This is a genomic window from Herbaspirillum sp. LeCh32-8, from assembly GCF_017814915.1.
Lineage (GTDB): Bacteria > Pseudomonadota > Gammaproteobacteria > Burkholderiales > Burkholderiaceae_D > Herbaspirillum.
The window spans coordinates 672,788-686,535 of the sequence record NZ_JAGIPZ010000001.1; the positions used below are offsets into that span (position 1 = coordinate 672,788).

Sequence of the window (13,748 nt, forward strand, 5' to 3'; positions counted from 1 at the left end):
TGCGTGCGCCGATCAGCCCAGCTGCAGCTGTTCGGCGGTGACCAGGAACACCATGTCGTCGCCGGCGCTGGTGGTCATCCAGGTCAGTTCCAGCTCGGGGAAGGCGGCTTCGGCGAATTCGCGCTCGTTGCCGATTTCCACCACCAGCACGCCGTTCTCGGTCAGGCGTTCGGCGGCGCCGGCCACGATCTTGCGCACCAGGTCCATGCCGTCCTCGCCGCCGGCCAGCGCCAGTTGCGGCTCACGCAGGTATTCCGGCGGCAGCTTGGCCATCGAGCCCGAGTTCACATACGGCGGGTTGCTGATGATCAGGTCGTACTTGCGCGGTGCCAGTTGCGTGTACAGGTCGGATTCGACCAGCGTGATGCGGTCTTGCAGCTGGTAGTCGGCGACGTTCCTGTGCGCCACCTCCAGCGCTTGCGGCGAGATGTCGACGGCGTCGACCTGCGCATTCGGGAAGGCGTCGGTCAGCAGGATGGGCAGGCAGCCGGAGCCGGTGCACAGGTCCAGCACGTTCTCGATGGCTTCGGGATCCTGGATCCACGGCGCGAAGTGGTGCGGCAGCAGCTCGGCGATGAAGGAGCGCGGTACGATCACGCGCTCGTCCACGTAGAAGCGGTAGGCACCCAGCCAGGCTTCGTTGGTGATGTAGGCGGCCGGCACGCGATCCTTGCTGCGGCGCTCGATCACTTTCATCACGGAGGCGATTTCTTCCGGCAGCAGGCGGGCGTCCAGGAAGGGATCGAGCTGATCCAGCGGCAGCTTCAGCGTATGCAGGATCAGGTAGGCGGCTTCGTCGAAGGCATTGCTGCTGCCGTGGCCGAAGAACAGCTGTTCGGTGTTGAAGCGGGTCACGGCGTAGCGCAGCAGGTCGCGTACGGTGGAGAGGGTGTTGGTTGTCATGGTTGATCTCTTGTCTTGGTGAGCGCGATTATTCTGGTGGCCTTGATGACATGCACCGTCATCCTGACGAAAGTCAGGATCCAGCGTCGTTCAACGGTCATCGATATGCAACGAAAGTCACTGGGTCCCGGCCTGCGCCGGGACGGCGGAGAAGTTGGAGGTCGATCCGCGCTGGCGGTCCGCGTTTCAGCCCAGCAGGTTCTCCAGCGTCTTGCGATAAATGTTCTTCAGCGGATCGATGTAGCGCACCTCGATGTGCTCGTCGATCTTGTGGATGCTGTCGTTGGGCGGGCCGAACTCGATCACCTGCGGGCAGATCTGCGCGATGAAGCGGCCGTCCGAGGTGCCGCCGGTGGTCGACAGTTCGGTCTCCAGGCCGGTCTCGTCCCTGATCGCCTTGGCCAGCGCGCCCGAGAGGTCGCCGCGCGGGGTCAGGAAAGGCAGGCCGCCGACGGTCCACTTCAGGTCGTATTCCAGGCCGTGCTTGTCCAGGATGGCGTGCACGCGCTGCTGCAGGCCTTCCACGGTGCTGGCGGTGGAGAAGCGGAAGTTGAAGTCGATCACCACGTCGCCCGGGATCACGTTGGACGCGCCGGTGCCGCCGTGGATGTTGGATACCTGCCAGGAGGTCGGCAGGTAGTATTCGTTGCCGGCGTCCCATTGCTCGGCCACCAGCTCGGCCAGTGCGGGCGCGGCCTGGTGGATGGGGTTGCGCGCCAGTTGCGGGTAGGCGATGTGGCCCTGGATGCCCTTGACGGTCAGCTTGCCCGACATGGTGCCGCGGCGGCCGTTCTTGATCATGTCGCCCAGGGTCTTGGCCGAGGTCGGTTCGCCCACGATGCAGTAGTCCAGCTGCTCGCCGCGCGCCTTGAGTTCATTGCAGACCACCACAGTGCCGTCGATGGCCGGGCCTTCCTCGTCGCTGGTGATCAGGAAGCCGATCGAGCCCTTGTGCTCAGGGTGGGCCGCGATGAATTCCTCGCAGGCCACCACCATGGCGGCGATCGAGGTTTTCATGTCGGACGCGCCGCGGCCGTACAGGCGGCCGTCCTTGATGGTCGGCTGGAACGGGTGCGATTGCCACTTCTCGACCGGGCCGGTGGGTACCACGTCGGTATGGCCGGCAAACACCAGCAGCGGCTGCGCCGTGCCTTTGCGCGCCCACAGGTTGGTGACGTCGCCGGACTGGATGGTCTCGCAGGTGAAGCCCAGCGGCGAGAGCAGTTCCGCCAGCCGCGCCTGGCAACCTTTGTCTTCAGGGGTGACGGAGGAGAGGGAAATCAGTTCCTGGGTAAGGGCCAGCGTCTTGCTCATGATTATTCTTCAAAGATGTGTTGATACTGATCGGCCTTGAAGCCGACGTGATATTGCTTGCCGTCGAACAGCACCGGGCGCTTGATCACCGAGGGGTTTTCCACCATCAGCGCCACGGCCGACGCGTCATCGGTAATCGAGGCCTTGCGCTCGTCGGACAGCGCGCGCCAGGTCGTGCTCTTGCGGTTGACCAGCACGTCGCGCTCGACGTCCTTCAGCCAGGCTTGCGCCTGCGCGGCATCGAGGCCGGCCTTCTTGAAGTCGTGGAAGGTGTAGGCGATGCCTTGCGCGTCCAGCCACACGCGGGCCTTCTTGACGGTGTCGCAGTTGGGGATGCCGTACAGCGTAATGTCTTTTGCCATGCTCTTTTACTCGTTCAATGCGCAATGCGTTCGCGCTTCATGCTTCCAGGTTCATGCGCCTCAGAACACGACGCCGCGCCGGTGTCCATGACAACCGGCGCGGCGCACAGGTCCAGCTCTGCGTCAGGGATTACTCGCCGCGCAGCAGTTCGTTGATGGAGGTCTTCGAACGGGTCTGGGCGTCGACCTTCTTGACGATGATCGCGGCGTACAGGCTGTATTTGCCATCCTTGGAGGGCAGGTTGCCCGGCACCACCACGGAGCCGGCCGGCACGCGACCGTAGTGCACTTCGCCGGTTTCACGATCGTAGATCTTGGTCGACTGGCCGATGTACACGCCCATCGACAGCACCGAGTTCTCTTCGATGATGACGCCTTCCACGACTTCCGAACGGGCGCCGATGAAGCAGTTGTCTTCGATGATGACCGGGCCGGCCTGGACCGGCTCCAGCACGCCGCCGATGCCCACACCGCCGGACAGGTGGACATTCTTGCCGATCTGCGCGGCCGAGCCGACGGTGGCCCAGGTGTCGACCATGGCGCCTTCATCGACGTAGGCGCCGATGTTGACGTAGGACGGCATCAGCACCACGTTGCGGCCGATGAAGGAGCCGTGGCGGGCAACCGCCGGCGGCACCACGCGGAAGCCGCCACGGGCGAAATCTTCAGCGGTGTAGTTGGCGAACTTGGTCGGGACCTTGTCGTAGAACTGCGGGTAGCCGGGGGCGCCCGACGACACCACGACGTTGTCTTCCAGGCGGAAGGACAGCAGGATGGCTTTTTTCACCCATTGGTTGACTTCCCACTGGCCCACGCCCTGGCGGTTGGCCACGCGCAGGGTGCCATCGTTCAGGCCGGAGATCACCTCGGCGACCGCGTTGCGGATGTCGGCCGGCGCGGACTTCGGGGACAGGCTGGCGCGGTCTTCCCACGCCTGATCGATGATTTGCTGAATGGACTGTGTCATGTTGATATGGCTGAACGCTCGGGCGAAAAATAAACGGTAACGGTGCGGGGCGACTTACGCCTGGCCGGCGAGTTTCTTGGTGAAGGCGACGATGCGCTGCGCGGCTTCCAGGCATTCCTCCACCTCGGCCACCAGCGCCATGCGGATGCGGCCGGCGCCGGGGTTGATGCCGTGCGCCTCGCGGGCGAGGTAGCTGCCCGGCAGGACGGTGACATTATATTCGGCGTAGAGGCGGCGGGCGAACTCGGTGTCGCTGATGTCGACCAGCTTGTCGACCTTGGCCCACAGGTAGAAACTGGCGTCCGGCAGCGACACGTCCAGCACTTCCTGCAGCAGCGGCGTGACCTGCGAGAACTTGGTCACGTACTTGGCGATGTTGTCCTGGACGTGGGTCTCGTCCTTCCAGGCTTCCACCGATGCGGCCTGGATCACCGGGCTCATGGCGCCGCCGTGATAGGTGCGGTACAGCAGGAATTTCTTCAGCAGCGCGGCGTCGCCGGCCACGAAGCCCGAACGCATGCCGGGCACGTTGGAGCGTTTGGACAGGCTGGAGAACGAGATCAGGCGCTCGTAACCGCGGCCCAGCTTGTGCGCCGCCTCCATGCCGCCCAGCGGCGGATCCTGCTTGAAATAGATTTCCGAGTAGCACTCGTCGGAGGCGATCACGAAACCGTAGCGGTCCGACAGCGCGAACAGTTCCTTCCAGTCTTCCAGCGACAGCACGGCGCCGGTCGGGTTGCCCGGCGAGCACACGAACAGCAGCTGCACGCGCGACCATACTTCTTCCGGCACGCTGCCGAAATCGGGCGCGAAGTTGCGCGCCGGGTCGGAGTTGACGAAGTAGGGTTGGGCGCCGGCCAGGTAGGCTGCGCCTTCGTAGATCTGATAGAACGGATTGGGGCACATCACCAGCGCGCCCGGCTTGTTCGGGTCGATCACGGTCTGCGCCAGCGCGAACAGCGCCTCGCGCGAGCCGTTCACCGGCAGGATCTCGGTCGCCGGATCCGGACGCGGGATGCCATAGCGATTCTGCAGCCAGTCGGCGATGGCGCTGCGCAGCGCCTCGCTGCCCAGCGTGGCCGGGTAGCTGGCCAGGCCGGCCAGGTTGTCGGCCAGCGCCTTCTGGATGAAGGCCGGGGTGGGGTGCTTGGGTTCGCCGATGCCCAGGCTGATGGCGCGATAGGCCGGGTCGGGCGTGATGCCGGCGAACAGCTTCTTGAGCTTTTCGAAGGGATAGGGCTGCAGTTGGTCGAGTAGGGGATTCACGGCGCTGAACTGGAAAAGCCTTTCGGCCGTTCCGCGCAACATCGCGGGCGGCCTTGGCAAAGGGCTGGGGAAAGCTTGCGATTATACCGTTATTGCAACATTGGATGAACCGCAGCGGCGGCGGCTGATGTTGGCAAAACGGCATCGCGCCGATGGGGCGCCGGATGAAAGACGCAAGTTGTCAAAACAATAAAACCGGCCGGGCAAACCGGACAATCACGGGTGCGATGCCGGTGTATTCAGCCGATTGTCAGTATGCAACGTGGCGTATTGTTGTCGCTCGCCAATTTTTCGCGCCGGCCTTGTTGACGCCGGCGATGTACTACGTCAAGAACTCCGGAGAACAATAATGAAAAGCTTGAAAACCCAGCTCCTGTCCGCCCTTGTGGTGATGTGGATAGGACTCTTGCTGCTGGCGGCCTGGTCGGCCTTCAGCGCCCGCGAGAACATGATCAACGAGCGCAAGGACGGCCTGCGCCGCGTGGTGGAGGCCGCCAACGGCGTGGTCGCCAGCTACGTGAGCGACGTCGCCGCCGGCCGCATGCAGAAGGCCGATGCGCAAAAGGCCGCGCTGGAGCGCATCGGCGCCATGCGCTATGACGGTGACAACTACCTGTTCGTGTTCGATTCCCAGCCGGTAGTGCTGCTGCTGCCGTCCAACAAGGGCATGGTCGGCAAGAACGTGGCTGACCGCAAGGACTCCGAAGGCAAGGCCTACTACGCCGAGATGGTCAAGGTCGGCAAGGCCGAGAAGAAGGGCTACGTCGAATACATGGGCCGCCTGCCGGGCACCGACGACAGCAATCGCACGCCCAAGATGAGCTACGTGATCCACAACGAGGACTGGGACTGGTTCATCGTCACCGGCGTGTTCCTGAGCGACGTGCAGTCGCATTTCCTGAACAACCTGTTCAAGCTGCTGGGCATTCTGCTGGTGGTGGGTGTGGCGGTTTCGGTCATGATGCTGGCGATCATCCGCCGCATCACGCGCAGCCTGGGCGGCGAGCCGGCCTATGCGGTCGACATCGCCACCCGCATCGCCGCCGGCGACCTGACGGTGCGCGTCAACACGCGCCCCGGCGACAGCAAGAGCCTGCTGTTTGAAATGGCGTCCATGCGCGAGCGCCTGGCGCAGGTGATCAAAGGCATCCACCAGGGCACCGACGCCATCGACATCGGCGCGCGCGAGATCGCCGCGGGCAACCTCGATCTGTCCTCGCGCACCGAGCAGCAGGCCGGCTCGCTGGCGACCACCGCCTCCAGCATGGATTCGCTGACCTCCACCGTGAAGCAGAACGCCGACAACGCACGTCAGGCCGGCCAGTTGGCCAACAGCGCCTCCGACATCGCCAGCCGCGGCGGCGAGGTGGTGGGCCAGGTGGTGCAGACCATGGAAGGCATCACCGAGAGCTCGCGCAAGATTTCAGACATCATCGGCGTGATCGACGGCATCGCCTTCCAGACCAATATCCTGGCGTTGAACGCAGCGGTGGAAGCCGCCCGCGCAGGCGAGCAGGGTCGCGGCTTTGCAGTGGTGGCTTCCGAAGTGCGCTCGCTGGCCCAGCGCAGCGCGCAGGCGGCCAAGGAAATCAAGGCGCTGATCGAGGATTCGGTGCAGCGCGTGGGCAGCGGCTCCGAGCAGGTGGCGCGCGCCGGCGACACCATGGGTGAAGTGGTGGCTGCGGTGCGTCGCCTGACCGATATCGTCGGTGAGATTTCCGCCGCGTCCGAAGAGCAGCGCAACGGCATCGAGCAAGTCAACCACGCCATCGGCCAGATGGACCAGGTGACGCAGCAGAACGCGGCGCTGGTGGAAGAAGCCGCCGCGGCGGCCGGCTCGCTGGAAGAGCAGGCGCGCCGCCTGAAGCAGGCGGTGGCGACCTTCCGCGTGGAGGCCGAGGCGGAAGCGGCTCAGGCTGCGCCGGTGGCGCGTCCGGTGACTCGTCCCGCCGTGGCCAGGCCGGTTGCCAAGGCTGCGGTCAAGGTCGCGGTGAAGCCGGCCACAACCGCCCAGACTTTGCCCGCGCCTGCCCAGAAGCCTGCTGCCAAGCCCTCGGCTGATGAAGGCGAATGGGAGACCTTCTGATGGTGCCGGTCGCGCCGGCGGCCATTGGCCGATAGCGATTGCGCAGAAAGAAAAAACGCCGCATCTGCGGCGTTTTTTCATGGGGCGTCGGATGCCGGCGCACAGGATCAGCCGCCGAAGCTTTTCACTCCCTGCCATTGCGCCTGGCTGGCCTGGTAGAGCGTATAGGGCGGATTGACCTGGGCGCCGTCGGCGGCAAAGGCGACCGGGCCGGACATGCCGCGATACTGCATCTTGTGCAACTCGGCCGAGAGCTTGCGGGGATCGGTGCTGTCCAGCCGGCGCATGGCTTCGACCAACATGCCGACCGCATCATAGGAAAACATCGCGTAAGCGGTCAGCGCCGAGTCGTATTTCCTGCGATAGCTCTTCTCGAACTCGGCATAGCCGGGGCGCCGATCCACCTGCAGGCCGTGCAGCAGCACGCTGGAGCCGTCCGGATACAGCCCCGTGCGCGGAAACTCCAGGTTGACGCCGCCGCCCGTGGAGAGCAGCTTGCAATCCAGACCCACGCGCTTGCAGGCTTGCAGCAGCGCCACCACCTGCGGGCCGATCGCGGTGAAAAACATCAGGTCCGGCTTGGCGGCCTTGATGCGCAGCAGGGTGGCGCTGAAATCCGAACTCTTGCCGCCCACCGATTCGCGTACCGCCAGCTCGATGCCGGCCTGGCGCAGCCGGGCGATGTAGCCGTCTGCCAGTGCGGCACCCAGTTGGGTGCCGTTGTCCAGCACCGCCACCCGGCGCGCCTTGATCACCTGGCCGCTGACTTCGGTCAGGTAACTGGTGGTGATCTCGCTATTGCCCAGCAACTGGAATACGTTCTTGTAGCCGCGCGTGGTGAGGCTGCGGCCAGTGGCGGTGGGGCTGATCATGGGAATGCCGGCATCGGCATAGATGGGCGCGGCGGCGATGCTGGTGTCGGTGCTGACGTGCCCGATCACGCCGCTGACATTGGCGGCCACGAAGGAATTGGCGGCGATGCGGGCGAAGTTCATTTCGGACTGGTCGTCCACCACCATCAGCGCGAAGCGGGTGGCCTTGCCGCCGATGACGATGCCGCGCAGGTTGGCGTCGTCGACGGCCAGCAGCGCGCCGTCGCGCGCGCCGAAGCTCAGGTTGCTCTGCTGCCTGACGCCGAAGCCGCCGGCAAAGCCGATGTTGACGATCTGCTCGCGGCCGGCGGCCGACGCCGACCGGGCCGTGGCGCCCAGCATCAGCGCGCCGGCGCCGGCCAGGATCAGGCGGCGCGATTGCGATACGATCATGAATCCCCTTGGTATGCGTTGTAACGTTCCCAGTGCCGTTGCGGACGTGGCCGCACGGTCGTTTGCAAGCACTATACCCAAAGTTTGTGGCGGCAGTGTGTCCGACGGGGAGGGGCGCAGGCGCATGCCGGGCGCGCGGCGATGGCGGCGGCAGGCCGTTTTTGGCCTGATTGCGGCCCTGCGATGTTATGATGTCGGCCTTTCCGGAAGCAAAGTTTCCGCTTTCAACCAACCAGTCTAATTTGTCGATAACGTGCGTCTAACTTCCATTAAATTATCGGGATTCAAGTCCTTCGTCGAGCCAACGCATTTCCAGGTTCCGGGGCAGCTGGTGGGCGTGGTCGGGCCGAACGGCTGCGGCAAATCCAATATCATCGACGCGGTGCGCTGGGTCCTGGGTGAATCCAAGGCTTCCGAGCTGCGCGGCGAATCGATGCAGGACGTCATCTTCAACGGCTCCACCCACCGCAAGCCGGCCGGACGCGCCTCGGTCGAACTGGTGTTCGACAACTCCGCCGGCAAGGCGGCCGGCCAATGGGGCCAGTACGCTGAAATCGCCGTCAAGCGCACGCTCACCCGCGACGGTACTTCGTCCTACTACATCAACAACCAGTCGGTGCGCCGCCGCGACATCCAGGACATCTTCCTGGGCACCGGCCTGGGCCCTCGCGCCTACGCCATCATCGGCCAGGGCATGATCTCGCGCATCATCGAAGCGCGTCCGGAAGAGCTGCGCATCTTCCTGGAGGAAGCCGCCGGCGTGTCCAAGTACAAGGAGCGCCGTCGCGAGACCGAGAACCGCCTGCACGACACCACCGAAAACCTGACCCGCCTGGAAGACATCCTGCGCGAGTTGAACACCAACCTGGAAAAGCTGGAAGCCCAGGCCGCCGTGGCCAAGAAATTCCACGAGCTGCAAGGCGATCAGGAAGAAAAGCAGAAACTGCTGTGGCTGCTGCGCAAGAACGAAGCGAAGGCCGAGCAGGAGAAGTTCTTCAAGGAAATCGAGCGCGCCCAGATCGATCTGGAAGAGCAGACCGCCAAGCTGCGCCACGTGGAAGCCGAGCTGGAGCACATGCGCCAGGCGCACTACGGCGCCGGGGACCGTCTGCACCAGGCGCAGGGTCACCTGTACCAGACCAACTCCGAGATCGGCAGCCTGGAGGCGCAGATCAAGTTCGTCATCGAATCGCGCAATCGCCTGCAATCGCAGCTGAACTCGCTGACCGCGCAGCGCGATCAATGGCAGCGCCAAGGCACGCAGCAGCAGGAAGAGCTGGCCGAGGCCGAGATCGCGCTGGAAGAATTCGGCATGCGCGTGGAGCAGTCGCAGCAGGCCGTGCACAACACCAACGACAGCCTGCCGGCGCTGGAGCAGGCCTGGCGCGAGTCGCAGGTCAAGACCACCGAGTCGCGCGGCAAGATCATGCAGGTGCAGCAGCAGATCGAGCTGCAGTCCACGCACCAGCGCAACGCCTCCAACATCCTGTCCGGCCTGGCGTCGCGCCGCGAGCGCCTGATGCAGGAAAAGAACGGCATGGCCATGCCGGACGACGTCCACCTGACCAACCTCAAGCTGCAGCTGGAAGAAAAGCAGGCCTCGCTGGAAGAGGCCAACATGCACCTGGAAGAAGCACAGGAGCAGGTGCCGCGCCTGGAAGAGGAACGTCGTGCCGCGCAGGAGCTGGTGAGCCGCGAAACCTCCGTCAACGCCCAGCTGGAAGCGCGCCTGTCGGCCCTGAAGCAACTGCAGGAAAGCGTGCAGGCGCAAGGCAAGGTCCAGCCCTGGCTGGAAAAGCACGGCCTGGCCGAACTGCCGCGCCTGTGGCAGAAGCTGCATATCGAGTCCGGCTGGGAAACCGCGCTGGAAGCGGTGCTGCGCGAACGCATGTCGGCGCTGGAAATGTCCAACCTGGACTGGGCCAAGGCCTTCTTCAGCGACGCCCCGCCGGCCAAGCTGGCGCTGTACGCGCCCAACGCCGGTGCGGCCCAGCCTGCCGCGCAGCCGGCCAACGGCCTGAAGCCCTTCATCAACCTGCTGCAGCTGAACGACCCCGGCCAGCGCGCGCTGATGAACGACTGGCTGCGCGACGTCTACGTTGCCGACGACACTGCGATCGCCTTCGCCGAGCGCGGCACGCTGCCGCTGGGCGGCGTGTTCGTGACGCGCGCCGGCCACGTGGTGAGCCAGTCCAGCGTGCGCTTCTACGCATCCGATTCGGAGCAGGACGGCATGCTGGCGCGCCAGCAGGAAATCGAGAACATCACCAAGCAGCAACGCGCCCAGTACATGCTGGCCGAAGAGGCCAAGGGCCGCGCGGTGCGCGCCGAGGCCGCGTTGTCGGGCGCCTCGCAGCGCCTGCAGGAGCTGCGCCAGCGTTCGGCCTACCTGACCCAGTCGGCGCACAGCCTGCAGATCGAGGTGATGAAGCTGGCCGAAGTGCAGGAGCGCTTCAACCAGCGCAGCACCCAGATCGCCACCGACCTGGAAGAAATCGGCATGCAGGAAGCCGAGCAGCAGCAGGTGCAGGCCGAGTCCGAGGCCCGCTTCGAGCAGCTCGACATCGAGCTGGCCGAGCTGCAGGAGCAGCATGAAAACGGCCAGACCGACTACCTGACCAAGGAACAGCAGTTGAACGACGCCCGTGCCCGCCTGCGTGAGCTGGAGCGCGCGGCGCAGGAAACCGAGTTCGCCGAGAAGTCCCACCGCAGCAAGATCGAGGAATTGAAGCGCAGCATCGCCACCGCGCTGGAGCAGGCGGCGCAGCTGTTCGCCAGCATGCAGCAGGGCAGCCTGGAGCTGGAAAGCCTGGACGACCAGGCCGCGCAAGCCGGCCTGCAAGAGCTGCTGGACCGCCGCAGCGAGCAGGAACGCGCGCTGGCCGACGCCCGCCACGAGCTGGACCAGCTCTCGCAGCAACTGCGCACGCATGAGGAAAGCCGCATGCAGGCCGAACGCAGCCTGCAGCCGCAGCGCGACCGCATCACCGAACTGCAGCTGAAGGAACAGGCGGCGCGCCTGAACCAGGAGCAGTTCTCCGAGGCGCTGGCGCAGACCCAGGCCGACGAGGCGGCGCTGTCCGAGAAGCTGACTTCCGACATGCGTCCGTCCTACCTGCAAGGCGAAGTGACCCGTCTGACCAACGCCATCGCGGCGCTGGGCGCGGTCAACCTGGCCGCGCTGGACGAGCTGGCCACGGCCTCCGAGCGCAAGCACTTCCTGGATTCGCAGCATGCCGACCTGAACGAGGCGATCACCACGCTGCAGGACGCGATCCACAAGATCGACATGGAAACCCGCGACATGCTGCAAGTCACCTTCGACAAGGTGAACCACCACTTCTCGGAACTGTTCCCGGTGCTGTTCGGCGGTGGCCAGGCCAAGCTGATCATGACCGGCGACGAGATCCTGGATTCCGGCGTGCAGGTCATGGCGCAGCCGCCGGGCAAGAAGAACGCCACGATTCACCTGCTTTCGGGCGGTGAAAAGGCGCTGACCGCGACCGCGCTGGTGTTCTCCATGTTCCAGCTGAACCCGGCGCCGTTCTGCTTGCTCGACGAGGTGGATGCGCCGCTGGACGACGCCAACACCGAGCGTTTCGCCAACATGGTCAAGCGCATGTCCGATTACACGCAGTTCCTCTTCATCTCGCACAACAAGATCGCGATGGAGATGGCGCAGCAGCTGATCGGCGTGACCATGCAGGAGCAGGGCGTGTCGCGTATCGTGGCGGTGGACATGGAGTCGGCCGCCAATTTCGCCAACGCGGAGCAGGCCGCCTGATGGCGGGAGCGCCGCGATGCACTCTTGTCGGTACGGCAACATGCGCCGACAGCAGCCAGCACAGCGGCTTCCCGGCCTTTGTCGGCTTGACAAGCAGGGCCCAGGAACACTACCCTGAAGACCTTGTCATACAGCCCGGCAGTGAGCGTGTTTTAAGCGCTTTTACCAGCCGGATATGCTTTTTGCGGCCCCCACGGGCCATGAAAAATAACAATATCTTGACCGCGATCTTGCCGCAGCCAGTCCGTTCTACGCAGCCGATGCGAGGACAAACCCCCTCGCCAGCCCACGCTTGCGCAGGCGCATTTGCAATGGATGGACGGCTCCCGCACAAGCGTGGGTCAGGCACTCTCGGATTTATAGGATTCGGATTCCTTCAATGAGCAGCTTCTTCGAACCGACCATGCCACGCTGCGCCGACGCCGGCGCCCACCAGCCAGCCAATGCGAAGGGGCGTGCAGCATGATGGATCTCCAGACCAGCCTGATTGTGATCGGCGGCGTATTCGTCGTCGGCGTCATTTCCTACAACAAGTGGCAGGAGCACAAGGCGCGCAAGACCGTGGAGCGCGCCTTTTCCTCCTCGCACGACGACGTGCTGATGTCGCCGGAAGAACAAGCCGAGCAGGGCGCGCGTAGCGAGCCCCCGGCGCATGATTTCGCGTCGCCGGCTCCCACCATGGAGCGCGGCGCCGACAATTTCTCCGCCACGCCGCAGGACGAGCGCGTGGAGCCGGGCCTGTACGACATGCCCGAGCGCAAGCCGGTGCCGGCCCCGGTCAAGGCCTACATGGACCAGGCTGAATTCGAACAGCGCGAGCCCTATCTCGGCGACGCCCCCGTTGCCGACGCCAACAAGCAGGCCGCCGACGCGGCCATGGCCGACGCCCTGGCGCAGGCGCCGCAATCGACGGTGGCGCAGGTGATCGCCGGCGCCGAAGAACAGATCGAGGCTGCTCCCGCCTTCACGCCGCCGCCGGAAATGCAGGCGCGCCTGGCGCCCAAGCGCGAGCTGCCGGTGGATGAGCTGATCGACTGCAACATCCCCATCGCCCTGGAAAACCCGCTGCGCGGCGACAAGCTACTGCCGTTGCTGCAGAACCTGCGCCATGTCGGCAACAAGCCGGTGCACTTCATCGGCCGCACCGCCGAAGGCGACTGGGAAGCCGTGGCCCATGGCGGCGTCTACACCGCCTTGCTGGCCGGTGCGCAACTGGCCAATCGCAGCAATGCCCTGAACGAAATCGAATACTCCGAGCTGGTCATGCGCCTGCGCGACCTGACCGATTCGCTCTCCGGCGAGCCCGAACTGCCGGATATGCCCGACGTCATCCGCACCGCCCAGGCGCTGCACCAGTTCATCGCCGACCATGACGTGCAGCTGTCGGTCAACGTGCGTTCCAACGGCGCGCCGTGGAACCTGGCTACGCTGCTGGCGGCGCTGACCCGCCAGGGCTTCGACCGTCGTACCGAGGGCTACCTGGTGATGCAGGACGGTGAGGGCGAGGTGCTGTTCGCGCTGTCGACCAACGCCACCCAGGCCGACGAAACCACCGACCGCCTGACCCTGCTGCTGGATGTGCCGCGCGTCTCGCCGGCGCGCGACGGCTACGGCGCACTGGTGGCCTGTGGCCGTTCGCTGGCGGCGCGCCTGGGCGGCACGCTGGTCGATGACAGCGACCAGCCCTTGCCTGACGCCTCGCTGGCCGACATCGCCGAGCAGGTATCGGCCTTCTACAGCGCCATGGAATCGGCCGATATCCCCGCAGGATCCACCCGCGCGATGCGCCTGTTCAGCTGAG

The 13,748-nt window shown here is 65.1% G+C and carries 9 protein-coding genes; 3 read left to right on the top strand and 6 right to left on the bottom strand.

The features are described from left to right. Positions 1 to 12 precede the first annotated feature (12 nt). From prmB to dapC, 5 genes are all read right to left on the bottom strand, one after another. The gene (prmB, locus tag J8I26_RS03175; protein WP_209603942.1) at positions 13 to 903 is read right to left on the bottom strand and encodes a 50S ribosomal protein L3 N(5)-glutamine methyltransferase; all 891 of its coding nucleotides are present in this window, start codon (positions 901 to 903) and stop codon (positions 13 to 15) included. 186 nt (positions 904 to 1,089) lie between these two features. Then, positions 1,090 to 2,217: a succinyl-diaminopimelate desuccinylase gene (gene dapE, locus J8I26_RS03180; RefSeq protein WP_209603944.1), complete on the bottom strand. Its 1,128-nt coding sequence runs from the start codon at positions 2,215 to 2,217 to the stop codon at positions 1,090 to 1,092. A 2-nt stretch (positions 2,218 to 2,219) separates the two neighbouring features. After that, positions 2,220 to 2,579 (bottom strand): ArsC family reductase, encoded by a 360-nt coding sequence (locus J8I26_RS03185; protein WP_209603946.1) that lies wholly within the window; start codon positions 2,577 to 2,579, stop codon positions 2,220 to 2,222. A 130-nt stretch (positions 2,580 to 2,709) separates the two neighbouring features. Continuing rightward, complete coding sequence (dapD, locus tag J8I26_RS03190) at positions 2,710 to 3,546, bottom strand: 2,3,4,5-tetrahydropyridine-2,6-dicarboxylate N-succinyltransferase (protein WP_209603948.1); 837 nt, start codon at positions 3,544 to 3,546, stop codon at positions 2,710 to 2,712. Positions 3,547 to 3,600: 54 nt separating this feature from the next. Next, positions 3,601 to 4,812 carry a succinyldiaminopimelate transaminase gene (dapC, locus tag J8I26_RS03195; protein WP_209603950.1) on the bottom strand — a complete coding sequence of 404 codons (1,212 nt, stop codon included), beginning with the start codon at positions 4,810 to 4,812 and terminating at the stop codon, positions 3,601 to 3,603. Between the two features lie 349 nt (positions 4,813 to 5,161). Between dapC and J8I26_RS03200 the strand changes: the two genes are divergently transcribed. Next, positions 5,162 to 6,898 (top strand): methyl-accepting chemotaxis protein, encoded by a 1,737-nt coding sequence (locus J8I26_RS03200; protein ID WP_209603952.1) that lies wholly within the window; start codon positions 5,162 to 5,164, stop codon positions 6,896 to 6,898. 107 nt (positions 6,899 to 7,005) lie between these two features. On the opposite strand, the gene J8I26_RS03205 is transcribed toward J8I26_RS03200, so the two are convergent. Beyond that, entirely contained in the window at positions 7,006 to 8,163 is a 1,158-nt protein-coding gene (locus J8I26_RS03205) for a branched-chain amino acid ABC transporter substrate-binding protein (protein ID WP_209603954.1), read from the bottom strand. Positions 8,164 to 8,416: 253 nt separating this feature from the next. Between J8I26_RS03205 and smc the strand changes: the two genes are divergently transcribed. Then, the gene (smc, locus tag J8I26_RS03210) at positions 8,417 to 11,947 is read left to right on the top strand and encodes a chromosome segregation protein SMC (RefSeq protein WP_209603956.1); all 3,531 of its coding nucleotides are present in this window, start codon (positions 8,417 to 8,419) and stop codon (positions 11,945 to 11,947) included. A gap of 462 nt (positions 11,948 to 12,409) precedes the next feature. After that, positions 12,410 to 13,747, top strand: coding sequence for a cell division protein ZipA C-terminal FtsZ-binding domain-containing protein (locus J8I26_RS03215; RefSeq protein WP_209603958.1), 1,338 nt, complete (start codon positions 12,410 to 12,412; stop codon positions 13,745 to 13,747). Position 13,748: the final 1 nt, after the last annotated feature.